Genomic DNA, 21,165 nt, shown 5'->3' on the forward strand with positions numbered 1-21,165 from the left:
AGATGCCTTGACAAGCACCCCAAGACCGCAGGGAGGCTTCGTATCGGGGTGCAGGGCGGGGGCGGGGTGCCTCGATGGGTGGGTGCACCGGTGCGGTTCTGGGGGCGGGTGAGCGGCTCGAGTGGCTTGGCGCGGGGGTCGTTGGGTGTCTCGAGTGTGGGGTGCGCGGGCTGCGCTTTTGGGTGGGCTTGCGCCCTGAAGCGGCATTGGGTGCGTTGGTTCCTGTTGGGGCGCTGGTGGTCCGTGAAGGGCTCCTTGAGGGAATCTGAGGCCGTGAAGGGCTCCTTGACGGACATCGGTCGAGACGGGCCGAGGGGGGCGGGGGTGCGCGGATTGGCAAGACTTCTGCCTGCGCGGACAAGGGCGATCCGGCTCGGAGCCCGCACACTGGGACGCTGCGGGGGCAGGGGGCGCTTTGGAAGCTGATCAGGAGGCCTGGATGGCACAGCAGTCGACACCGGAGGCCGTCGGAGGGGAGCTTCGCGCTGATGCGCTGGGCACTGGCGGGATCGCGTTTCTCGTGCTCGCTGCGGTCGCGCCGTTGACGGGGATGGTGGTGATCGCGGGGCTCGGGATCGCGCTGGGCAACGGCGGCGGGATGCCTGCGTCGTTCCTGATCGCGGGGGTCGTGTTGCTGTTGTTCGGGGTCGGGTACGCGAGGATGAGCCGGTACGTGTCCAACGCGGGCGGCTTCTACGCGTATCTTACCGCCGCGCTCGGGCGTCCGGTGGGGATTTCCGGGGCGTTTGTGGCGCTGGCCGGCTACAACTGTTTCGTCGCGGGGGCGGTCGGGACGTCCGGTGCGTTGACGGGCGGGGTCGTCGACCGGGTGTTTCATCTGGACTTGCCGTGGGAGTTTTGGGCGGGGCTGTCCGTGATCGCGGTGTTCCTGCTGAGCCGTCGCGGGGTGGACGTTTCGGCGAAGGTGCTTGCGGTGTCGCTGATTCTCGAGGTCAGCATTCTCGTCGTGTTCGATGTGGTGGTCCTGGTCAAATCCGGGTATTCGTTCAGTGCGTTGTCGCCTGCCGTCGTGACGTCTGGGTCGATCGGGCTTGGCTTGTTGTTCGCTGCTACGTGTTTCATCGGGTTCGAGGCGACTGCGCTGTTCAGCGAGGAAGCGCGTGATCCGGACAAGTCGGTGCCGCGCGCTACCTACATCGCGGTGATCGCGATCGGGGTTTTCGCGGCGATCACGTCGCTCGCGTTGGTGAGTGCGATCGGGGTGGAGAACGCGAAAACCGTGGCGCAGGACCATCTTGCGGCCGGTGATCTGCTGCTCGCTACCTCGCAGGACGTTCTCGGGACCGTGCTTACCGACGTGATGCAGTTGTTGCTTGTGGTGAGTCTGTTCGCCGCGTTGCTGGCGTTGCACAACTCCGCCAGCCGGTACATTTACGCGCTCGCACGGGACGGGGTGCTGCCGAAGGCGTTGGGGCGCACCGTTTCCGGTACGCCGCGCAGCGCCAGTGCTGCTCAGATCGGCTTCGCTACCTTGGTGGCGGCGATCTTCGCGGTGCTGGGGCTCGATCCGGTCGCGTTCTTGACGTCGTCGATGACCGGGTTCGGGACGTTGGCGATTCTTGTTTTGCAGGCGATGGCTTCGGTCGCGGTGGTGGTGTTCTTCCGGCAACGGCGGGATCCGCATTGGTGGAGCACGTTCGTCGCGCCGGGGCTCGGCGGGGCCGGGCTGATCGGGGTGATCGTGCTGGCGGTGCTGAACTTCCCGACGATGGCCGGGTCCGACGCGGCGTGGATCGGGTTGTTGCCGTGGCTGCTGCCGATTTTGATCGTCGCGGGACTGGCCATGGCCGGTTATTTGCGACGGAGGCGTCCGGAAACGTACGCGGCGCTCGGGCCGGACGTGCATTGAGTCAGCTTTTCGGATTGGCCCGGGCGTGCGCCCAGCCGGTGAGCGCCATTCCGACGACGGCCAGCACGAGCAGCGCGACCAGCTGTCCGCCCCACCCGCCGGGGACCCAGTCGAACACGCCCCACAATTGACGTGCGTCGTGGTCGAAGAAACTGCGGATCGCGGCCTGCGCGGATACGACGGTGAGCACCATCCCCGCGATCTGCACTGCTGAATAGCCGCCCTTGCTCATCTGCTCTCCCTGAGTTCGTGGTGCACCCAAGGGTGGCCGCCGCGGCTGCCGCGCACATCGGACCTGCGGAGCGAACCGTGGCCGACCAAAGTCGAGGGGTACGACTTTGGTCTAGGGCGCGGAGTGTGCTTCGGGCGGCTGCACGGCGGGGACGGATCGGCGAAGATGGGCTGGTGATCGTTTCGCCGGCCAAGCTCAAGCCGTGGCAGCAGGGATGGCGGCTGCTCGCCGCCGCGCTGCTCGGCGCGTTCGCCTGGTTCGCGGTCGCTTCCCAACTGCCGCCGGGGTTCGAGGACGCGCGGACCGAATGGCTGCTTGTCGGCGATCCGGTCATCGGGCTCGGCTGCCTGATCGCGTCTCTGTGGCGGCGGAAGTACCCGCTCTCGGTCGCGACCGGGGTGGTGATCGTCTCGGCGGTGTCGACGTCCGCCGGGGGTGCCGCGCTGCTCGTCCTCGGGTCGCTCGCGACTCGGCGCCGGCTGCTCGAAACCACGTTCATGGCGTTGGCGTGCGTCGCGACAGGAGCGGTCACCGAAGGCATTTACCCGCGCGGCACCGACCCGGACCCGTGGTGGTTGTCCATCTCGTTCATCGTGCTGATCACCGGCATTGTCGTGGCGATCGGAGCGGCGATCGGGGCGCGGCGCGAGGAGGTGCAGTCGCTGCGGGAACGCGCGGAGAGCGCGGAACGCGAGCAGGTCGCGCGGGCGGCCGAGGCGCGGATTGTCGAGCGGCACCGGATCGCGCGCGAGATGCACGACGTCCTCGCGCATCGGGTTTCGCTGGTCGCGATGCAGGCGGGGGTGCTCGGGCACCGCACGGACCTGCCCGCCGAGCAGGTCACACTGCTGGCCAAGGGGATCGCGGACGGCGCGCATCAGGCGTTGGAGGAGTTGCGGGAGGTGCTCGGGGTGCTGCGGGCCAGTCCGGGCGGGCTGGAGCCGCCGCAGCCGTCGCTCGCGAATCTGCCCGCGCTGGTCGCCGACGCTCGGGCCCTCGGGGTCAACGTCAGGTACACCCCGGAGTCCGTCGGGAAGCCGCCGGATCTGCTCGCGCGCACGGTGTACCGGGTTGTCCAAGAAGGACTGACCAACGCCGGGAAGCACGCGCCGGGAGCGGAAGTGTGCGTCACTGTCGAAGGCGGGGAGGGCGAGGGCTTGCGCGTGACGGTGCGGGATACCGGCGCGGCCAGCGGCGAGAAACCGCCGCCGTCGGCCGGGTTCGGGTTGCTGGGGCTTTCCGAACGGGTCGAGCTGGCCGGCGGGCGCCTGGACCATCACGCGGACCCGGACGGCGGGTTCGTGCTGACCGCGTGGCTGCCGTGGCCTGCCCGCGGCGAAGGGAGCGAGTGAGTGGACCGGGTGCGGGTCGTGATCGTCGACGACGATCAGCTGGTGCGGATGTCGCTGCGGCTCATGCTCGACGGCGAAGCCGACCTGGAGGTCGCCGGCGAGGCCGCGGACGGCGACGCCGCGATCGCCGAGGTCCGCCGGCTCCAGCCGGACGTCGTGCTGATGGACGTCCGGATGCCCGGCCGCGACGGGCTGAGCGCGACCGAGGCCATCCTGAGCTGGCCGGACCCGCCGCGGATCCTGGTGCTGACCACGTTCGATTCCGACGAGATGGTGCTCGGGGCGCTGCGGGCCGGGGCGCTCGGCTTCGTGCTGAAGGACACCCCGCCGCCGGACATCCTGGCCGCGGTGCGCGCGGTCGCCGACGGGAACCCCGCGCTGTCCCCGGCCGCCACCAGCCGGTTGATCACCGCGGCGATGGGACCGCGGTCGTCGGAGACCCGGCGTGCCGCGCGGGAAGCGGCGCGGGCGCGGCTCGCCTTGTTGACCGAACGTGAACGCGACACCGCGCGGGCGATCGCGGAAGGGCTGTCGAACGCTGAGGTCGGCGAGCGGCTGCACATCAGCGTGGCGACGGTGAAGGCGCACACGAGCAGCTTGTTCGCCAAGCTCGGCGTGGTGAACCGGGTGCAGATCGCCCTGGTCGTGCGCGACAGCGAGGAATAGCCATCCTCAACGACGGTCGGCGAGGGTCAGGCGGTCGCCTGCGCGTGCTCCGGACAGTCGGTACGCAATTCCGTCAGGGCCAAGGGTTTCCGCATCAAATGGCAGTGGTGCGGAGCCGCCGGATCCGGGTGCTCGTCCGGGCCGAAGAACCGGCAGGTCGTGCACACCCGGGCGACGCTGATCGCACCGCCGCGCTGCAAATCCGCGATCACCCGCAACAGCGTGTGCAGAGCTGTGGCGCGGTCCGGCTCCGGCAGCGCCGCCAGCGAGCCCACCAATTGCGCATCCCACGCCGCCAACTCGGCGGAGACCTGGAAGCCGCGCTCGGTGAGGGTGAGCAGGCGGCGGCGGCCGTCCGAACCCGGCGAGCGGATGAGAAGGCCTTTGCGTTCCAGGGCGCTGACCGCGTCGGACATCGTCGGCGTGGTCACGTCGAATTCCGCGGCCAGCGCGTTCACCTCGCGGCGCGGCGCGGGTTGACGGGCCAGAGACAGCACCGCTTGTTGCTGCAGCGGCGAGAGGCCTTGCGTGCGCGCGCTGCGCTGGGACAGGGCGCGCAAGCCGTTCCCGAGCCGTTCGATGGCGTCGGCCAGCCGCCGGTCGAGGCCGGGTTCGTGCTCGGGCATGCGCGCCGCCTCGCGGTCAGGGCTCGGGGTCCCGATGATAGGCGACGGCCCGGAAGAAGGCCGGGACCAACCGGTCCCGGCCCCCTCCCTCGCCAGGTGGCTCAGACGAGTTTCTGCGCCTCGAGCAGCGTGTCCCGCAGGATCTGTTCGATTTCGTCGAACTCGGCCTGGCCGGCGATCAGCGGCGGGGCGAACTGCACGACCACGTCGCCGCGGTCGTCCGGACGGCAGTAGAGGCCGCGGTCGAACAGCGCACCCGGCAGGAAGCCGCGGACGAGGCGTTCCCGCTCGTCGGCGTCGAACGTCTCGCGGGTCGCCTTGTCCTTGACCAGCTCCACCGCCCAGAAGTAGCCGTCGCCGCGGACATCCCCGACGATCGGCAGGTCCAGCAGCTTGCCCAGGGTCGAACCGAACGCGTCCTGGTGGTCCAGTACGCGCTGGTTGAGGCCCTCGCGCTCCATCAGGTCGAGGTTCGCGAGCGCGACCGCGGCCGATACCGGGTGCCCGCCGAAGGTGTACCCGTGCGGGAAGCCGACCTTGGGCCGCAGGAACGGCTCCATCACCCGGTCCGACGCGATCAGCGCGGCGATCGGGCTGTAGCCGGAGCTGAGCCCCTTGGCGCAGGTCAGCAGGTCCGGCTGGAGGCCGAACTTCTCGCTGGCGAACGTCGCGCCGTGCCTGCCGAACGCGCAGATCACCTCGTCGGCGACCAGCAGCACGTCGTGCCGGTCGCAGATTTCCCGCACCCGTTCGAAGTACCCGGGCGGCGGCGTGAGGCAGCCGCCGGAGTTCTGCACCGGTTCGAGCACGACCGCGGCGACCGTGTCCGCGCCCTCGAACAGGATGGCTTCCTCGATCCGGTCCGCGGCCCAGCGGCCGAACGCTTCGAGGTCGCCGGCGAACTCCGGATGCCGGTACAGGTTCGTGTTCGGCACCCGGAAACCGCCCGGCGTGAGCGGTTCGAAATCCTTCTTCATCGCGGGCAGCCCGGTGATCGCGAGCGCGCCGTGCGGGGTGCCGTGGTAGGCCACCGCGCGGCTGATCACCTTGTGCTTGCCGGGTTTTCCGGTCAGCTTGAAGTACTGTTTGGCGACCTTCCACGCCGACTCGACGCCCTCGCCGCCGCCGGTGGTGAAGAAGACCCGGTTGAGGTCGCCCGGCGCGAGATGCGCGAGCCGTTCGGCCAGCTCCGCCGCGGGTTTCGTGGCATAGCCCCAAATCGGGAAGTACGCCAGCTCGTTCGCCTGCCGCGCGGCGACTTCCGCGAGTTCGCGGCGGCCGTGCCCGGCCTGCACCACGAAGAGCCCGGCGAGCCCGTCGAGAATCTTGCGGCCGCGGTCGTCCCACACGTGCACGCCCTCGCCGCGGGTGATCACCGGGACCGGCGAGTCCGGGTAATTCCCCATGCGGGAGAAGTGCATCCACAGGTGCCGGGCTGCTGCCGACTGAGTGTCCATTCTCGACTCCTCTCAGACGTTTCGCGGGAAGCCGAGGTCGAGCCCGCCCTGCCCGGCCCCGGGCCAGCGGGTGGTGACGACCTTGGCGCGGGTGAAGAAGTGCACTCCCTCGCTGCCGTGCGCGTGGGTGTCGCCGAACAGCGAGTTCTTCCGGCCGCCGAACGAGTGGTAGGCCACCGGGACCGGCACCGGCACGTTCACGCCGACCATGCCCGCCTCGACGTCGGCGGAGAACTGGCGCGCCGCGCCGCCGTCGTTGGTGAAGATCGCCGCGCCGTTGCCGTACGGGCCGGCGTTGATCAGCTCGATCGCGTCGGCGAACGTTTCCACCCGCACGACCGAAAGGACCGGGCCGAAGATCTCGTCGGTGTAGATCGGCATGTCCGGGCGGACGTGGTCGAACACCGTCGGGCCGACGAAGAATCCCTCGCCGTCCGCGTCGAACTCGCCTTCCCGGCCGTCGAGCACCAGCGTCGCGCCGGCCTCGGCCCCGGCGGCGATGTAGCCGCAGACCCGGTCCTTCGCCGCGGCCGTGACCAGCGGGCCCATGTCGCAGCCGCGGGTGCCGTCGCCGGTCACCAGCGTCTTCGCGCGGTCGGCGATCCGCGGCACCAGCGCGTCGGCGACGTCGCCCACCGCGACCACGACCGACACCGCCATGCAGCGTTCGCCGGCGGACCCGAAACCGGCGCTGACCGCCTGGTCGGCGACCAGGTCGAGGTCGGCGTCGGGCAGCACCACCAGGTGGTTCTTCGCGCCGCCGAGCGCCTGGACGCGCTTGCCGTTCGCGGTGCCGGTTTCGTAGACGTACTGCGCGATGGGGGTCGACCCGACGAAGGAAACCGCCTCGATGTCGGGACTGTGCAGCAGCGCGTCGACCGCGGTTTTGCCGCCGTGCAACACGTTGAACACGCCTTCGGGCAGACCGGCTTCGCGCCACAGTTCGGCGAGCCAGTTCGCGGCGGTCGGCACCTTCTCGGACGGCTTCAACACCACGGTGTTGCCCGCCGCGATCGCGATCGGGAAGAACCACATCGGGACCATCGCGGGGAAGTTGAACGGCGAGATGATCGCGACCGGGCCGAGCGGTTCGCGCAGCGACGTGACGTCGAGGTCGGTCGACGCGTTGGCCGTCGCCGCGCCCTTGAGCAGGTGCGGGATCCCGCAGGCGAACTCGACGACCTCCAGGCCGCGCGCGACCTCGCCCGCCGCGTCGGACAGCACCTTGCCGTGCTCGGCGGTGATGATCCTGGCGAGTTCGTCCGACCGCGCGTCGAGCAGTTCGCGGAACCGGAACAGCACCCGGCTGCGCTTCGCCAGCGAGGTCTTGCGCCAGGCGGGGAACGCGGCCTTCGCGGCGGCGATCGCGGCCTCGGCGTCCGCGGCCGAGCCGAGCGGCACGCGCGCGGTGACCTTCCCGGTCGCCGGGTTCGTGACGTCCCCGTAGCCGTCCGGCGAGCCTGCTGCCTCGCCGCCGGCGATCCACTGGGACAGCGTCGGCACGGAATCGCTCATCGAGCCACCTTTCTTCCTGGTCTTCGCCCTCTGAGGGTCCCGCTCGGCCCGGTCGCGGGTAACCGACGAATCGTCGGTTTGACCGGGCTCTGCTTTACAGTTCGTCGGGTTATCCTGACGCCGTGCACCTGACCCTGCGAGACGTCCTCGAGCTGCCCGTGATGGCCGCCGGGGCGCCGGTCGTGCGCTCGGCGGCGGACGCGGTCGACGTGCCGGTGCGCTCGGTCCACGTGAGCGAGCTGAGCGACGTCGCCGGGACGCTGACCAGCGACGTTCTCGTGCTGTCGATCGGCCGGGCGTACACCGAGCCGGGCTTCGACGCGGTGGCCTATGTCCGGTCGCTGCGGGACGCCGGGGCGATCGGCCTGGTCGTGGAGCCGGGGCAGCATCTGAAGTCGTTGCCGGACGCGTTGGTGCAGGCCGCCCGTGCCGCGCGATTTCCGCTGGTGGAGCTGCGCAGCACGGTTCGCTTCATCGAGGTGACCGAGATCGTGCATGCCCGCATCGTGAACGCGCACTACGAGCGGTTGCGGCTGGCCGAGCGGGCCCACGAGGCGTTCAGCACGGTCGGTTCGGCTTCGCCGGCGCCGGACGCGGTGCTCGCGCACGCGGCGGACTTGATCGGGCTGCCGGTCGTGCTGGAAGACCGGACGCATCGAGCGCTCGCCTTCGCCGGCGTCGGTTCGGCGGAATCGCTGCTGCGCGATTGGCCGGCTCGGTCGCGGCGGGTGCCGTTTTCCGCGGCGACCGAGGTCGGCGGCCCGGAAGGCTGGCTGTGCACCCCGGTCGGACCGCCGCGCGAACGCTGGGGCCGGCTGGTCGTGCCCGCGCGGTCGGCGGAGCAGCCTTCGGCGTGGATGGTGCTCGAACGCGCGGCTGAGGCGTTGACCGTCGGGAAGTTGCTGGAACGCTCGCCGCTGTCGGGGGCGATCGAGGCGCAGGGCGACCTGTTGCGCGATCTGCTGCATGGCGCGGACGAGGGTTCGGTCCGTGCGCGGGCCCGGGCGTTGGGCCTGCCGTCGGCGGCGTACTACGCGGTGCTCGTGTGCCGTGCGGCTCGGTCTGGACAGGAACGGGACCTGTTGGACGCGGTGCTGACCAGCGACGGGATCGGCGGCGTGCTCGCCGAAGGCCGGGTGGCGGCGGTGTTCCCGTGCGCCTCGGCGGCCGCGGAGAAGGCGTTGCTGGAGCGGGTGGTTGCCGGGGTTCCGGAGGGACTGGCGGCGGCGTTCGGGGCGGCCGGTCCGGTGCGCCGGCTCGGCGAATTACCGGCGGCGCTGCGGGAGGCGGCGCATGTCTCGGACGTCGAATCGCCTGGTGCGCCCGGACTTCGGCGGGCTGGCGACCTGGGGGTGCGCGGATTGCTGTGGTGGCTGCGGGACCATCCGCGGCTGCACGAGTTCACCGAGGCACAGTTGCGGCCGTTGCTGACGTTGCCGGAGCCGCGGGCCAGCCGGGCGTTCGCGACGTTGCGGGCGTTTGTCGAGTCGGGCTATTCGATGACGGAGTTCGCGAAGGCGTTGAATCTCAGCCGTCCGGCCGCGTATTCGCGGCTGGCGACGATCGAGCGGTTGCTGGGTGTCGACCTGTCCAATCCGGACACTCGGCTTTCGGTGCACCTGGCCGTCTTGGCGCACGGCCACCGGGATTCAGCTTCCGGCGCCCCAGCGCAGTGACAGCCGGTCGGCGGCGCGTTCGGTGCTGATGTGCATCATGCTGCCGAGGATGGTCGCGCGGTCGAGGACGACGATCGTGCCGTCCGGGGTGCTGGTGGTGCGCTCGCTGACCAGCACCGGGGTGCCGGCCGGTTCGTCGAGGAGCCGGGCGAGCTTGTCGTCGAGGGTGTCCGGGCGGATGGTTTCGGCGGCCCGGTCCACCACGACGTCCGATTCGGACAGTGCGGAGTAGAGCGAGGCGGCGGTGAAATCGGTGTCCCGCAAGCGTTCCCCGTGCGGCGGCGCGACCCACGACACCTGGTGGATCGCCCGGCGGCCGCCGAACTCGCGCACTCGCTCCAGTCGCAGGCCGGAATCGGCGGCCCGGGCTTGCAGCCGCGCGGCGATGCGCGCGGGCAGCCGCCGTACCGCTTGGCTGACGACCTCGGTGCGCACGACGTAACCCTGATCGCGCAGGTCCTCGGTGAAGCTGCGCAGCGACCCCGGCCGGTACGAGGCCGGACTGGGCGCCACGAAGGTGCCGCGGCCGGGTTGTTGCACGATCAGGGCTTCGTCGCTGAGTTCGCGCAGCGCTTGCCGGAGCGTCATGAGCGTGACGCCGTACGACACGCTGAGCTCCCGCTGCGGTGGCAGGGCCTCGCCAGGCGCGTACTCGCCGGCTCGGATCTTCGCGGCGAGATCCGCGGCGATTGCTCGATAGCGGGCCATGCGCGTCCGTTCTGGTCGGGTTCTGCGGGGACCAGCGGATTCTAGTCGAGCGCGGCTCGCAGGGTCGCGACGTACTCGCCGACCTCCGCCGGACCGGCGCCGTCGAGCACCCGCCGCATGATCGCCGCGCCCACGATCACGCCGTCGGCCACCCGGGCGGCCTCGGCGGCGTGCGCTGGCTGCGAGATGCCGAAGCCGATCAGGATCGGAAGGTCGGTGACGCGCTTGAGCTGGGTGGCCAGTTCGGTCGCGGAGGCGGGCAGGTGGTCACGTTCGCCGGTAGTGCTCATCGACGAGACTGCGTAGACGAAACCTCGGCTCCGGGCGGCGATTTCTTGGGCACGGTCGGTTGGCGTCGCGGGGGAGACCAGCAGGGCCAGGTCCACTTCGGCTTCGAGCGCGGGTACTTCCTCCAGCGGGAGATCCGGCACGATCAGACCGTCGACTCCGGCTTCCTTCAGCTCGGCGCAGAAACCGTTGCGGACGGCCAAGTTGGCGTAGGTGCTGACGATGATCGGAACGTCCACTATGGTCTCCGCGAGTGCATTGAGGACACTTCGCGGAGTCGTTCCATTGGCGAGCGCGATGTTCGAGGCCTCCTGAATGGTGACACCGTCCAGGGTCGGGTCGGAGAACGGGATGCCGACTTCGATCGCGTCCGCACCCGCTTCGACCAATGCGGGGAGGTAATCCGTCCAGTGTGGATTGATCCCGCCGGTGAGGTACGGCATGAGGATTTTGCGGTCGGTTTTCATGCGCGGGACTCCTCGGAGCGGGCGATCAGCGTGGCGATGTCCTTGTCGCCGCGGCCGGACAGGGTGAGCAGAACTGTCGAGCCCGCTGGAAGATCCGGCGTGCCGGCGGCTTCGGCCACCCAGGCGAGCGCGTGCGCGGATTCGAGGGCCGGGATGATTCCCTCGGTACGCGCCAATTGCGCGGCAGCGGCGACCGCTGCTTCGTCGTTGACGGCGACGTACCGGGCCCGGCCGAGGTCGCGCAGGTGCGCGTGTTCCGGTCCGACGCCGGGGTAGTCCAGGCCGGCCGCGATCGAGTGGGCTTCGAGGATTTGGCCGTGCTCGTCCTGCAAGAACAGCGACCGCGAACCGTGCAGCACTCCAGCCTGGCCGAACGTCGCGCCCGATCCGCCGACCGCTTCCACCCCGACCAGCCGCGCGCTGGTGTCGGCGAATCCGGCGAAAGTGCCCGCCGCGTTGGATCCGCCGCCGACACACGCGACGACGAAATCCGGCACGGTCACGTGCTGCTCGCGGGCTTCCTCGCCGATCACACGCTGGAATTCGCGCACCATCCACGGGTACGGATGCGGTCCGACGACCGAGCCGAGGCAGTAGTGCGCTTCCTCGGTGGAGCTGACCCAGTGCCGCATCGCCTCGCTGGTCGCGTCCTTGAGCGTGCGGCTGCCGGCGCGGACCGGGACGACCTCCGCGCCGAGGTAGCGCATGCGAAACACGTTGTGCGACTGGCGTTCGACGTCCTGTTCGCCCATGAACACCGTGACCGGCAGGTCGAGCAGCGCGCCCGCGGTGGCCGTCGCGACGCCGTGCATTCCGGCCCCGGTCTCGGCGATCAGCCGTCGCTTGCCCATCCGTTTCGCGAGCAGCGCCTGCCCGACCGCGTTGTTGATCTTGTGTGATCCGGTGTGCGTGAGGTCTTCTCGCTTGAGCACCACGTCCACGCCGAGTTCCGCCGACAGCCGCTCAGCGGGCGTCAGCGGCGTAGGCCGGCCGACGTGCCGGGCGAGCATCGTCTGGAGCTGCTCGCGGAAGCCGGGGTCGACCCAGGCCTTCTCGAACGCGTCGGCGACTTCGAGGCAGGCGGGCACCAGGGATTCCGGCACCCAGCGCCCGCCGTACTCCCCGAAGCGTCCTTTCTGGGTCGGGGTGTGCATGGCAGCTCCTTAGAGTTCTATAACTGTCTCCACTGTTATAGAACTCTCGGCGGCGGAGTGCAAGGGCGTCAGCGGTGCCGCAGCACCTCGACGCCGTCGCCGTCCAGGTCGTCGAGGAACCGGGAATGGCCGGTCATCGCCATGATCAGCGCGAGGGTTGGGCTGATCCCGAGCCCCCCGTTACGAACAACGCGAGGCGGTCGAACTCGCTTTGTCGCCGCATGCCGCCACCTGCAGGGCAACCAGCGGGCGGCGCTGCTGCTTTTGACGTCCTCGGTTTCTCGGCCGCCGAGATCGCCACCGTCACTGGTGACCGGGATCGCCCTGGCCGAGGACGTGACCTGGTCGATGTCGCCCGCACTGGTACCGCGGCCGTGCCGACGTGACGGAGTTCGCCTGCCAAGTCCCGATGAGGTGCTGCCCGAGCTGGCGCTTCCGGCTGACCAGCGCGAACGCCCAGCCCGCAGTGGCGTCCTACCTCGGCGGGTCGGCGGTTGCCCAGCACGAGACGTGGTCGATCACCGTCCTGGCCCTGCGCGAGGACCGGATCAGCGCCCTCACGTCGTTCCTCGGCGCGCAGCATTTCCCGGCCTTCGGGCTGCCCGCGTCGGTCACGCCTTAGGCGCGGCTCGCACATGCGCGCGCTGCCCCTGCCGTCCGATCAGGCATAGGTACTCGACCGGTTCCGTCGACGCCGCGCCGAACCAGTGCGGTAGCCGGGTGTCGAATTCCGCTGCCTCGCCGGGCGAAAGCGTCAGGTCGTGCTCGCCGAGCACGAGCCGCAGCTGTCCATTGAGGACATAAGTCCACTCGTAGCCCTCGTGTGTCTTCAGGTCGGGGGTCTGCGGTTTCCGTTGTCCGGGCAGGATGAACTTGTACGCCTGGATCCCGCCGGGACGGCGCGTCAGAGGCAGGATCGTCGAGCCGTCGGCGCAGCTGATCGGGCGGAGGTGGATGCGCGGGTCGCCGGTCTGCGGGGCGTCGACCAGTTCGTCGAGGGTCACGCCGTGTGCGCGGGCCAGAGGCAGCAACTGTTCCAGAGTGGGCCGCCGGTTCCCGGATTCGAGGCGAGACAGGGTGCTGGCCGCGATGCCGGTCTGTGCGGACAGCTCGGCCAGCGTGACCTCCCGCTTCCGGCGAAGTTCACGCAGCCGAGGGCCGACTGCGTCCAGAGCGCGGTCGTCGTCCATCCATCGAGTTTGACAGATTGGCAAGGTTGCTTGCCAGTCGTGCCGGACGGTTTGCAAGGTGGAACGGGAACTCAGGAAAGGAACCGTTGTGCCGCACGCATTCGATCAGTCCTATTGGGACGAGCACTGGGCAGCCGCCGCCGGGCACGCGCGGCTCGGACCGCATCCGCAGCTGGTCGCGGAGGCAGGGAAACTTCCGCCCGGACGCGCGCTGGACGCGGGTTGCGGGGAGGGCACCGAAGCGGTCTGGCTCGCCGAAAACGGATGGCAGGTGACGGCGGTCGACCTGTCCGAGGAAGTGCTGCGGCATGCGCGCGAACGGTCGAGCGCCGTCGAGTGGGTGTGCGCTGACCTGCTGAAGTGGACTCCGAACGAGCAGTTCGACCTCGTCGCCACGCATTACGTGCACGCCGCGGGCCCGTTGTTCGAGCGGCTCGCGGAGTGGGTCGCGCCGGGCGGGACGCTGCTCGTTGTCGGGCATCACCACAGGGAACTGCATCCACCGGAGGCGACGATCACCGTCCAGGACGTCGGCCTGGACCCGGAGCAGTGGGAGATCACGGTCGCCGAGAACCGCACGCGGAAGGTGCACGGCGGGGAATTGCACGACACGATTCTCTGTGCGCGAAAGGTTTCTTCGCTGAAGGTGTAATCGCGTTCGGTAGCTCAGCGGAGCCGTGGTGGGCTATGCCGAGGTCGCGGAAGGACACAAGCACGAGTTCCGGCAGTTGAGAGCTGGTCCCGCTGTCGCTGCGCGGCTTCCGGGCAAGGGAAGCGGCAGGTGTCTGGGGATCGGCTGTGGCACTGGCGCGCACGCCGCCGTGACCAGGGCCCTGCGGCCGGGCGGAGTGAAGGTCGGGGCGACGCACTGGCCGTTGCCCGAGTCTCTCGAACGGTTCGCCGAGGCCGGCTCTCCGCTGCCGATCGTGCTGGCGGCGCGCGCCGTGCACCGTTAAATCGGGTGCGTGCCTCCGGGGCGATCTTTACCCTGGCGAGCGTGATACAGCACCAGCTCTACCTCTGAGGGATCACCGCCTCCACCGGTACCGCGCGCGTTCGCGGCACCGGCCCTCGTCGTTGCTGCTCATCACCTTTCCTCGGAGGCATTTCCCTCATGACATCTCCGCTTTCGCCTGCGCTCGTGCGCACGGCGCACGTCCGGCTGTCCGACGTCCACGTCACCTTCGGCGGCCGTCCGGTGCTCGCTGGCGTCGACCTGGTCGCGGCGGCCGGTGACCGGGTCGCCGTCGTCGGCGAGAACGGGCGCGGCAAGACCACCCTGTTGCGCGTGCTGGCCGGGACGCAGCCGGTCGATCGCGGCGAGGTCCGGCGCGCGGGCGCGATCGGCGTGGCCGACCAGCAGATTCCGTTGGGAGAACAGGAAACCGTCGGCGATCTGATCGACCTCGAGCTGGCCGCCGTGCGTAACGCGCTGGCCTGTTTGGAAGCCGCGACGTCCGCGCTCGCCGAAGGGCAACCCGGTGCGGACGACGCGTTCGCCGCCGCGCTCGCGGACGCCGAAGCGCTCGACGCCTGGGACGCGGACCGGCGAGTCGAGGTCTCGCTGGCCGCGCTCAACGCGGTAGACGATCGGAGCCGTCCGCTCGGCACGTTGTCGGTCGGGCAGCGGCATCGGGTCCGGCTGGCGTGCCTGCTCGGCGCGGGACATTCCGTGCTGTTGCTCGACGAGCCGACCAACCACCTCGACGCGGCAGGTCTCGCGCACCTCACCGAACGCCTGCGCGCGTACCCGGGCGCGGTTGTGCTGGTCAGCCACGACCGCGCGTTGCTCGCCGACGTCGCCACGTCCGTGCTGGACCTCGACCCGTCGAGCGACGGACGCCCGCGTTTTTACGGCGGCGGCTACGCGGCGTACGGCGAAGCCCGGCAGGCCGAACGGGCTCGCTGGGAGGCGCTGCACGCCGAGCAACTCGCGGAACGGAAGCGGCTGGCGGACGACCTTTCCGCTGCGCAGAACCGATTGCGCGACGGTTGGCGTCCGGAAAAGGGGCACGGCAGGCACACCCGCGCGACTCGGGCACCCGGTTTGGTTCGCGCCGTGCACCGGCGGCAGGAGGAACTGAGCGCCCACGTCGTGGCTGTTCCACCCCCACCGGCCCGGTTCGCGATGCCGGAACTGCCGCAGCACCAAGGAACAGTCGCGCTGCGGGCCGCCGGGGTGACCGTCGCCGGCCGGCTGGACCATCCGGTCGACCTGACCGTCGGCGGCGGGGACCGGCTAGTCGTCACCGGCCGGAACGGGGCCGGGAAGTCGACGCTGCTGGCGGTGCTGGCCGGAGCGCTGGCGCCGACGTCGGGCACGGTCACACACGCCCGATCGGTGCGGATCGGGTGGCTGGGCCAGGAATCCGACCTGCCCGCCCGGCGGACCGCGGCGGAACTGCTCGAGCAACGCTTCCCAGGTTCGGCCGACCTCGGCCTGCTCAGCGGCTACGACCGGCACCGCCCGATCGCCGAGCTGTCGACCGGGGCCCGGCGACGGCTGGACCTGGCGCTGGTACTGGCGGCGCGCCCGCAGGTGCTGCTGCTGGACGAGCCCACGAACCACCTGTCGGCGACGCTGGTCGACGAGCTGACCGATGCGCTGCATTCCGCTCCGGTCGCGGTGGTGGTGGCCACCCACGACCGGCAGTTGTTGCGAGACACGGCTTCCTGGCCGCGGTTGGCGCTCTAGGCCGGGACCAATGTGGCGTTGGGTGCGCTCAACGCCACATTGGTCGCTAACCACCGCGAAACATTCGCGAGGCAGGCTTGCGCCATGCCTTTGGTGATCGAGCGCGCCGACTTCGCGAACCCACAACTCCGGACCTTCCTGCAGGCGCACCTGGCCGACCTCGCCCCGACCGCTCCGCCCGAGAGCCGGCACGCCCTCGACCTGGCCGCGCTCCAGCGTCCCGAGGTCCGGCTCTGGACCGTCCAGGACGACGGGCACCTCGTCGGCACCGCGGCGCTCGCCGCGCTGGAACCACGGCACGAGGAACTGAAAAGCATGCGCACCGACCCCGCCCGGCGCGGCGAAGGCATCGCGCGCACGCTCTTGGACCACCTGCTTCAGGACGCCAAAGACCGCGGCATCGAACGCGTCTCGCTGGAAACCGGCAGCATGGAGTTCTTCGCTCCGGCCCGCGCGCTGTACCTGCGAGCGGGCTTCACACCGTGCGCACCGTTCGGCAGCTACCGGGACGACCCGAACAGCACCTACCTGACGCGCCAGCTCTGAAGCCTGGCCTCACTCCTGCCGGGCCGCGATCCCGTCGTACATCATCCGCCGCACCGCCTCGCTCAGCCGGCGTTGTGCGTCGGGATCCGGGTCGCGCAGCGAGGCGATCGCCGACGCCAGGATCATCCCGTTGATCGCCCGCGCGCTGTTCTCGATGTCCAGGTCCGCGCGCAGGTACCCGAGTTCCACGCCGTGCGACAGATACGCCGCGGTCAGCTCGGTGGCCAGCTCGAAGAAGTCCAGCACCCGCGCCGCCATCGCTTTGTCGATACCGGCGGCTTCGAACAGCAGCAGCCGCGGGACGCGCGGGTCCTCGCCGAAGATCTGCGCCAGCGCGTCGCCGATCCGGGCGGTCTGCTCGCGGTAGGCGTCCAAAGTGGATACCGCGTCCGGGGCGTTCTCCGCGGTGAGCGCGGTGACGATGCGGGCGACCAGGTCGTCGATGACGTGGTCGACGATGTCGCGTTTGTTCTGGAAGTAACGGTAGAAGGTGCCGTGCCCGATGCCGAGCTTCGTGGCGATGTCGGAGATGCCGGTGGCGTGGTAGCCGAGGTCGGCGAAGCAATCGAACGCCGCGTCGATGATCTCGCGGCGCAGTTCCTGCTTCTTGCGCTCGGCGCGGGTGAGGCGGGCGCTCTCCTGGGACTCGGCTGTCACGCACTGCAGTGTATTGCCAAGCCCGCCGGAGTGACATACCGTTCCGTTACTGACACGTAGTTCCGAACGAGAGGTCGGGCATGGACGCGCAGTACGACGCAGTCATCGTCGGCGCGGGCTTCGGCGGCATGGGGGCGGCCATCCAGCTCCGCCGCCTCGGCTACCGCGACCTGCTGATTCTCGACCGCGAGGACGACCTCGGCGGGACCTGGCACGTGAACCGGTACCCGGGGCTGGCCGTCGACATCCCGTCGTCCACCTACTCCTACTCGTTCGAACCCAATCCGTACTGGTCACGGCTGTTCGCGCCGGGCGCGGAGCTGAAGAAGTACGCCGAGCACGTCGCCGACAAGTACGGCCTGCGCGCCTCGATGCGCTTCGGCACCGTGGTGACCGGCGCGACCTGGGACGGCTCGCATTGGCGGGTCAGCATCGAAGGCGGCGAGACGGTCACCGCGAAGTACCTGCTCACCGCCACCGGATTCCTCTCGCAGCCGAAGATGCCCGACATCGAGGGCATCGACCGGTTCGCCGGCAAGGTCATCCACACCACCGCGTGGGACGACAGCTACGACCTGGCCGGCAAACGCGCCGCGGTGATCGGCACCGGGGCGACGGCCGTCCAGCTCATCCCGGAGATCGCCAAGGTCGCCGCGGAACTGACCGTCTACCAGCGCACGCCGATCTGGGTCAGCCCGAAGCCGGACTACGCCGTGCCGAAGCCGCTGCAGCAGGCGTTCGCGAGGCTGCCGCTGGTGCAGCGCGCGGCGCGGCTGGCGGGCAGTTCGGTGCTGGAGCTGATGATGATCTCCGGCGTCGTGCAGTACCGGCAGTTCCGCGGAGCCAACCGGATCGCCGAACGCTGGTGCCGCGCGCATCTGTACCGCCAGGTCCGCGACCCCGAACTGCGCCGCAAGCTGACGCCGGACTACTCGTTCGGCTGCAAGCGGCCGACGTTCTCCAACGACTACTTCCCGGCCTTCACCCGCCCGCACGTGCACCTCGAAACCACCGGCATCGAGCGGATCGACGAGACCGGGATCGTCACCGCGGACGGCAAGCGCACCGAGATCGACACGCTCGTGCTGGCCACCGGCTTCAACCTGTGGGACACGAACTTCCCGGCGATCGAGATCATCGGCCGGGACGGCAAAAACCTCGGGAAATGGTGGCGGGACAACCGGTTCCAGGCCTACGAGGGCGTGACCGTGCCCGGGTTCCCGAACCTGATCTCGCTCAACAGCCCGTATTCCTACAGCGGCCTGTCGTACTTCACGACCATCGAATGCCAGATGAAGCACATCGACCGGCTGTTCAAGGGGATGCGCGCCCGCGGCTCGGAAGTGTTCGAGGTGACCCAGCGGGCGAACGACGAGTTCCTCGACCGGATGAAGCGCAAGGTCGGGCACTCGGTGTTCGCGCTCGGCCAGTGCGCGACGGCCAACAGCTACTACTTCAACCAGCACGGCGAGGCGACCCTGCTGCGGCCGACCTCGACGATCAGCGCACACCGCGAGGCGGCGCGGTTCCCGCTGGAGGACTACAGCTTCGCCTGAGCCCCGGGTGAGGTTCGCCGGTCCGGGGAACCTCCGGCCGGTGATCGGCGTCGAGGATGGCGTGAAGACTGAGCACGACGTCTTGGCCCGGCTCCGCACGCGGGCGGAAGCCGTCCTCGGCCGGGAAACCGCGGCGCGGGTCCGCGCGTCCGAAGACGGCACCCTTTATGTCGAGGCGCGGACGTGGGCCGCGTTTCGGACGTGGCTGGTCGATCTTCTCCTGGTCGTGGCGATCGCGGTCGGGGGCGCGGTGGCCTGCTACCGGCACGCCGCCGACGAGCCGAACGCGGCGGCCGGATCGGGCTCGGCAAGGCGGGCTGGGCGATGCTGATCCGCACGCTCGGGTTCGTGCTTCTGGTGGCGGGCGCGCTGACCGGCGATTCGGCCGGGGCGGAGCAGGTCCGGGTGAGCATCGACGTCCGCGAGACCGAGCGGCTCCGCGCGGCGGGGTTCGTCCGCGAGCCATGAGCGGATACCAGGTCCGCGCGGTCGCGGACACTCCCGAACAACGGCTGCGCGACTACACCGCTCGGCTGCGGGCGATCGTCACCACGCGGCGGGTCTACCGGGTGATGACGGCCAGCCTCGCCGGGCTTTTCGGCTTCGCCGGACTTCTGGTCGGCGTGCCGGTCCATTCCGTCGCCGGAGGGTTCAGCCTGGCGGGCGGTATTTTCTTCGCGGTGCTGTGGCTCGGCAGCGTCTTGCTCTGGCGTCGCAGGCCCGCGACGGAACGTGCGCTGGTCCCTGGTTCGCGTCCGCCCGCTGGCCGCACGCCGGGGAATGTACGCGGGGCTTTCTTTGCCGCGGCGGGAATGGGCCTTTTCGCAACTGTCGTATGTGGACTGTCCATGATGTCCAGCAACCCGCCGCATGCGGAGCTGAAACTGGCGAGCATCGGACTCGGCACCTTCGTGGTCTTCGCGGTTTTGTTCGTACCGCCGGGATACGTCTATGCCCAGTCCGATCAGTACTTCGAGAAGTGGCTCAGCCGCAACCGCGCGGCTTACGAGGCTGCGGCGCGGCGGCTCTAAGGGGTGCGACGGCGCAGTGTCGCCGCCCCGAGCGCCAGAGCCAGTATCGCGCAGCCGAATACGACGAGGATGTTGCGAGTCAGCGTCGTGGTCCAGTCCGAGCTGTGCGTCACTTGGGTCAGCGCTTCGACGGCGTAGGACAGCGGCATTACGTCCGACAGCCAGTGCAGCACCCAGCCCATCTGGTCGCGCGGCTGGAAAAGCCCGCACAGCAACGTTTGCGGCAGCACGAACAGCGGCATGAACTGCACGGCCTGGAACTCGCTCGTCGCGAACGCGCTCACGAACAGGCCGAGCGCCATTCCCAGCAACGCGTCGAGCACGGTGATCAGCAGCAGCGACCACACCGAACCGGCCACGGTCAGCCCGAGCCACCACAGGCTGACCGCCGTCGCGACCGCCACCTGCAGCACCGCGACCAGTCCGAACGCCAGCGCGTACCCGGCGAGCAGGTCGAATTTCCCCAGCGGCAAGGTCATCAGCCGTTCCAGGGTGCCCGCGGTGCGTTCGCGCAGGGTGGTGATCGACGCGATCAGGAACATGATCACGAACGGGAACACGCCGAGCAGCGCGGGCGCGATCCGGCTGAACACCGCGGCCGAGTTGAACACGAAGCGCAGCAACAGCATCAGCAACGTCGGCACCAAAATGAGCATGACGACGGTGCGTGGGTCGTGCCGCAGCTGGGCGAGGATGCGGCGGGTGGTGGCGAGAGTGATCGAGACAGTCATCGCTGAGCCTTCACCAGGTGCAGGAACGCGCGTTCGAGGTCTTGTTCGCCGGTGGCCGCGCGCAAGGCGTCCGGTGAATCGTCGGCGAGCAGCGCACCGTCGCGCATCAGCAGCAGCCGCGTGCACCGGGCGGCTTCGTCCATGACGTGGCTGGACACCAGAAGCGTCGTGCCGTCCGCGGCGAGGCGATGGAAAACGTTCCACAAATGCTCGCGCAGCAGCGGGTCCAGGCCGACGGTCGGCTCGTCGAGCACGAGCAGCTCGGGGTGGCCGAGCAGCGCGACGGCGAGGCTCGCCCGGCTGCGCTGGCCGCCGGAGAGCCGGCCGACGAGCGCGTCGGCGTGCGAACCGAGGCCGACCTGCTCGATCGCCTCGGCCACCGAACGCGAGGGTGCGCCCAGCACGGAGGCGAAGTAGCGCAGCGATTCGGTGACCGTGAGGTCGGCGTAGACCGCCGGGGCCTGCGTGGCGTACCCGATCCGCTTGCGCAGCCGGCGGCTTCCGGCCGGTTCGTCGAGCACCGTGACCGTGCCGCCGTGGGTCACCTGCACGCCGACGACCGCGCGCATCAGCGTGGTCTTCCCGCAGCCGCTCGGCCCGAGCAGCCCGGTGACCGAACCGGGCTCGACGCGGAAGCTCACGTCGCGCAGCACTTCCCGGCCACCGCGCACGACGCGCAGGCCGTCGATGACCACCGCGGAATTAATCATGCGGTTAATTCTGCGCGCGCGGAATTTCCCTGTCAAGC

General features: G+C 69.8%; 24 protein-coding genes. 13 read left to right on the top strand and 11 right to left on the bottom strand.

Going from position 1 to position 21,165, the window contains the following annotated elements:
* The first annotated feature begins 439 nt into the window (after positions 1–439).
* Complete coding sequence (locus L942_RS26835) at positions 440–1,870, top strand: APC family permease (protein WP_037365670.1); 1,431 nt, start codon at positions 440–442, stop codon at positions 1,868–1,870.
* Between the two features lies 1 nt (position 1,871).
* Here L942_RS26835 and L942_RS26840 read toward each other — a convergent pair whose 3' ends face one another.
* Positions 1,872–2,102 carry a hypothetical protein gene (locus tag L942_RS26840; RefSeq protein ID WP_037365672.1) on the bottom strand — a complete coding sequence of 77 codons (231 nt, stop codon included), beginning with the start codon at positions 2,100–2,102 and terminating at the stop codon, positions 1,872–1,874.
* A 173-nt stretch (positions 2,103–2,275) separates the two neighbouring features.
* Here L942_RS26840 and L942_RS26845 point away from each other — a divergent pair, with 173 nt between their 5' ends.
* Complete coding sequence (locus L942_RS26845) at positions 2,276–3,454, top strand: sensor histidine kinase (RefSeq protein ID WP_326929360.1); 1,179 nt, start codon at positions 2,276–2,278, stop codon at positions 3,452–3,454.
* On the top strand, positions 3,455–4,120 hold the full coding sequence (locus L942_RS26850) for a response regulator transcription factor (protein WP_037365674.1): 666 nt from the start codon (positions 3,455–3,457) through the stop codon (positions 4,118–4,120).
* Between the two features lie 26 nt (positions 4,121–4,146).
* Here the strand turns inward: L942_RS26850 and L942_RS26855 are convergent, their stop codons facing one another.
* The 3 genes from L942_RS26855 to L942_RS26865 all read right to left on the bottom strand — a co-directional run bounded on the left by L942_RS26855 (position 4,147) and on the right by L942_RS26865 (position 7,718).
* Positions 4,147–4,746, bottom strand: a complete 600-nt coding sequence (locus L942_RS26855) for a MarR family winged helix-turn-helix transcriptional regulator (protein ID WP_037365675.1) — start codon at positions 4,744–4,746, stop codon at positions 4,147–4,149.
* A 101-nt stretch (positions 4,747–4,847) separates the two neighbouring features.
* Positions 4,848–6,203, bottom strand: coding sequence for an aspartate aminotransferase family protein (locus tag L942_RS26860; RefSeq protein ID WP_037365676.1), 1,356 nt, complete (start codon positions 6,201–6,203; stop codon positions 4,848–4,850).
* Between the two features lie 12 nt (positions 6,204–6,215).
* Entirely contained in the window at positions 6,216–7,718 is a 1,503-nt protein-coding gene (locus L942_RS26865) for a CoA-acylating methylmalonate-semialdehyde dehydrogenase (protein WP_051166264.1), read from the bottom strand.
* A 122-nt stretch (positions 7,719–7,840) separates the two neighbouring features.
* Here L942_RS26865 and L942_RS26870 point away from each other — a divergent pair, with 122 nt between their 5' ends.
* Positions 7,841–9,394, top strand: coding sequence for a PucR family transcriptional regulator (locus L942_RS26870; protein ID WP_037365678.1), 1,554 nt, complete (start codon positions 7,841–7,843; stop codon positions 9,392–9,394).
* Here L942_RS26870 and L942_RS26875 read toward each other — a convergent pair.
* The 3 genes from L942_RS26875 to trpB are packed head-to-tail and all read right to left on the bottom strand — an operon-like array spanning position 9,368 to position 12,011.
* On the bottom strand, positions 9,368–10,102 hold the full coding sequence (locus L942_RS26875) for a GntR family transcriptional regulator (RefSeq protein WP_037365679.1): 735 nt from the start codon (positions 10,100–10,102) through the stop codon (positions 9,368–9,370). The genes L942_RS26870 and L942_RS26875 overlap by 27 nt on opposite strands.
* 41 nt (positions 10,103–10,143) lie before the next feature.
* Positions 10,144–10,857, bottom strand: a complete 714-nt coding sequence (gene trpA, locus L942_RS26880; RefSeq protein WP_037365681.1) for a tryptophan synthase subunit alpha — start codon at positions 10,855–10,857, stop codon at positions 10,144–10,146.
* Positions 10,854–12,011 carry a tryptophan synthase subunit beta gene (gene trpB / locus L942_RS26885; protein WP_037365682.1) on the bottom strand — a complete coding sequence of 386 codons (1,158 nt, stop codon included), beginning with the start codon at positions 12,009–12,011 and terminating at the stop codon, positions 10,854–10,856. The genes trpA and trpB overlap by 4 nt, the downstream gene beginning before the upstream one ends.
* 382 nt (positions 12,012–12,393) lie before the next feature.
* On the opposite strand from trpB, the gene L942_RS43190 reads away from it, so the two are divergent.
* Positions 12,394–12,633, top strand: a complete 240-nt coding sequence (locus tag L942_RS43190; protein ID WP_051166265.1) for a hypothetical protein — start codon at positions 12,394–12,396, stop codon at positions 12,631–12,633.
* On the opposite strand, the gene L942_RS26895 is transcribed toward L942_RS43190, so the two are convergent.
* On the bottom strand, positions 12,623–13,201 hold the full coding sequence (locus L942_RS26895; RefSeq protein ID WP_037365684.1) for an XRE family transcriptional regulator: 579 nt from the start codon (positions 13,199–13,201) through the stop codon (positions 12,623–12,625). The genes L942_RS43190 and L942_RS26895 overlap by 11 nt on opposite strands.
* Positions 13,202–13,289: 88 nt before the next feature.
* Between L942_RS26895 and L942_RS26900 the strand changes: the two genes are divergently transcribed.
* From L942_RS26900 to L942_RS26910, 4 genes are all read left to right on the top strand, one after another.
* Positions 13,290–13,853 (top strand): class I SAM-dependent methyltransferase, encoded by a 564-nt coding sequence (locus L942_RS26900; RefSeq protein ID WP_037365686.1) that lies wholly within the window; start codon positions 13,290–13,292, stop codon positions 13,851–13,853.
* 169 nt (positions 13,854–14,022) lie between these two features.
* Positions 14,023–14,157, top strand: a complete 135-nt coding sequence (locus L942_RS45925) for a hypothetical protein (protein ID WP_268745745.1) — start codon at positions 14,023–14,025, stop codon at positions 14,155–14,157.
* A gap of 158 nt (positions 14,158–14,315) precedes the next feature.
* Positions 14,316–15,896 carry an ABC-F family ATP-binding cassette domain-containing protein gene (locus tag L942_RS26905; protein ID WP_037365688.1) on the top strand — a complete coding sequence of 527 codons (1,581 nt, stop codon included), beginning with the start codon at positions 14,316–14,318 and terminating at the stop codon, positions 15,894–15,896.
* An 84-nt stretch (positions 15,897–15,980) separates the two neighbouring features.
* Positions 15,981–16,442, top strand: coding sequence for a GNAT family N-acetyltransferase (locus tag L942_RS26910; RefSeq protein ID WP_037365690.1), 462 nt, complete (start codon positions 15,981–15,983; stop codon positions 16,440–16,442).
* Between the two features lie 9 nt (positions 16,443–16,451).
* On the opposite strand, the gene L942_RS26915 is transcribed toward L942_RS26910, so the two are convergent.
* A complete protein-coding gene (locus tag L942_RS26915) occupies positions 16,452–17,099 on the bottom strand; it encodes a TetR/AcrR family transcriptional regulator (RefSeq protein ID WP_037365692.1) in 648 nt (215 codons plus the stop codon).
* Between the two features lie 80 nt (positions 17,100–17,179).
* Here L942_RS26915 and L942_RS26920 point away from each other — a divergent pair, with 80 nt between their 5' ends.
* From L942_RS26920 to L942_RS26930, 4 genes are all read left to right on the top strand, one after another.
* The gene (locus L942_RS26920; RefSeq protein ID WP_037365696.1) at positions 17,180–18,655 is read left to right on the top strand and encodes a flavin-containing monooxygenase; all 1,476 of its coding nucleotides are present in this window, start codon (positions 17,180–17,182) and stop codon (positions 18,653–18,655) included.
* A 61-nt stretch (positions 18,656–18,716) separates the two neighbouring features.
* Positions 18,717–18,986, top strand: a complete 270-nt coding sequence (locus L942_RS45015; protein WP_200862925.1) for a hypothetical protein — start codon at positions 18,717–18,719, stop codon at positions 18,984–18,986.
* Positions 18,980–19,123 (top strand): hypothetical protein, encoded by a 144-nt coding sequence (locus L942_RS45020; protein WP_200862926.1) that lies wholly within the window; start codon positions 18,980–18,982, stop codon positions 19,121–19,123. Before L942_RS45015 ends, L942_RS45020 begins: the two co-directional genes overlap by 7 nt.
* The gene (locus L942_RS26930) at positions 19,120–19,686 is read left to right on the top strand and encodes a hypothetical protein (RefSeq protein WP_037365701.1); all 567 of its coding nucleotides are present in this window, start codon (positions 19,120–19,122) and stop codon (positions 19,684–19,686) included. Before L942_RS45020 ends, L942_RS26930 begins: the two co-directional genes overlap by 4 nt.
* On the opposite strand, the gene L942_RS26935 is transcribed toward L942_RS26930, so the two are convergent.
* Together L942_RS26935 and L942_RS26940 are read right to left on the bottom strand one after the other, a co-directional pair.
* On the bottom strand, positions 19,683–20,417 hold the full coding sequence (locus tag L942_RS26935) for an ABC transporter permease (RefSeq protein WP_037365703.1): 735 nt from the start codon (positions 20,415–20,417) through the stop codon (positions 19,683–19,685). The two genes, L942_RS26930 and L942_RS26935, sit on opposite strands and share 4 nt — an antisense overlap.
* A complete protein-coding gene (locus L942_RS26940) occupies positions 20,414–21,127 on the bottom strand; it encodes an ABC transporter ATP-binding protein (RefSeq protein WP_037365705.1) in 714 nt (237 codons plus the stop codon). Before L942_RS26940 ends, L942_RS26935 begins: the two co-directional genes overlap by 4 nt.
* Positions 21,128–21,165 lie beyond the last annotated feature (38 nt).

The sequence above is a fragment of the Amycolatopsis orientalis DSM 43388 genome (assembly GCF_000411975.1).
Lineage (GTDB): Bacteria > Actinomycetota > Actinomycetes > Mycobacteriales > Pseudonocardiaceae > Amycolatopsis > Amycolatopsis orientalis_D.

What these genes read in the sequence shown, in the direction of transcription:
- L942_RS26835 (WP_037365670.1), top strand. Translation starts at nt 440, where the DNA reads ATGGCACAGCAGTCGACACCGGAGGCCGTCGGAGGGGAGCTTCGCGCT.
- L942_RS26840 (WP_037365672.1), bottom strand. Translation starts at nt 2,102, where the DNA reads ATGAGCAAGGGCGGCTATTCAGCAGTGCAGATCGCGGGGATGGTGCTC.
- L942_RS26855 (WP_037365675.1), bottom strand. Translation starts at nt 4,746, where the DNA reads ATGCCCGAGCACGAACCCGGCCTCGACCGGCGGCTGGCCGACGCCATC.
- L942_RS26860 (WP_037365676.1), bottom strand. Translation starts at nt 6,203, where the DNA reads ATGGACACTCAGTCGGCAGCAGCCCGGCACCTGTGGATGCACTTCTCC.
- L942_RS26865 (WP_051166264.1), bottom strand. Translation starts at nt 7,718, where the DNA reads ATGAGCGATTCCGTGCCGACGCTGTCCCAGTGGATCGCCGGCGGCGAG.
- L942_RS26875 (WP_037365679.1), bottom strand. Translation starts at nt 10,102, where the DNA reads ATGGCCCGCTATCGAGCAATCGCCGCGGATCTCGCCGCGAAGATCCGA.
- trpA (WP_037365681.1), bottom strand. Translation starts at nt 10,857, where the DNA reads ATGAAAACCGACCGCAAAATCCTCATGCCGTACCTCACCGGCGGGATC.
- trpB (WP_037365682.1), bottom strand. Translation starts at nt 12,011, where the DNA reads ATGCACACCCCGACCCAGAAAGGACGCTTCGGGGAGTACGGCGGGCGC.
- L942_RS26895 (WP_037365684.1), bottom strand. Translation starts at nt 13,201, where the DNA reads ATGGACGACGACCGCGCTCTGGACGCAGTCGGCCCTCGGCTGCGTGAA.
- L942_RS26905 (WP_037365688.1), top strand. Translation starts at nt 14,316, where the DNA reads ATGACATCTCCGCTTTCGCCTGCGCTCGTGCGCACGGCGCACGTCCGG.
- L942_RS26910 (WP_037365690.1), top strand. Translation starts at nt 15,981, where the DNA reads ATGCCTTTGGTGATCGAGCGCGCCGACTTCGCGAACCCACAACTCCGG.
- L942_RS26920 (WP_037365696.1), top strand. Translation starts at nt 17,180, where the DNA reads ATGGACGCGCAGTACGACGCAGTCATCGTCGGCGCGGGCTTCGGCGGC.
- L942_RS45020 (WP_200862926.1), top strand. Translation starts at nt 18,980, where the DNA reads ATGCTGATCCGCACGCTCGGGTTCGTGCTTCTGGTGGCGGGCGCGCTG.
- L942_RS26930 (WP_037365701.1), top strand. Translation starts at nt 19,120, where the DNA reads ATGAGCGGATACCAGGTCCGCGCGGTCGCGGACACTCCCGAACAACGG.
- L942_RS26935 (WP_037365703.1), bottom strand. Translation starts at nt 20,417, where the DNA reads ATGACTGTCTCGATCACTCTCGCCACCACCCGCCGCATCCTCGCCCAG.
- L942_RS26940 (WP_037365705.1), bottom strand. Translation starts at nt 21,127, where the DNA reads ATGATTAATTCCGCGGTGGTCATCGACGGCCTGCGCGTCGTGCGCGGT.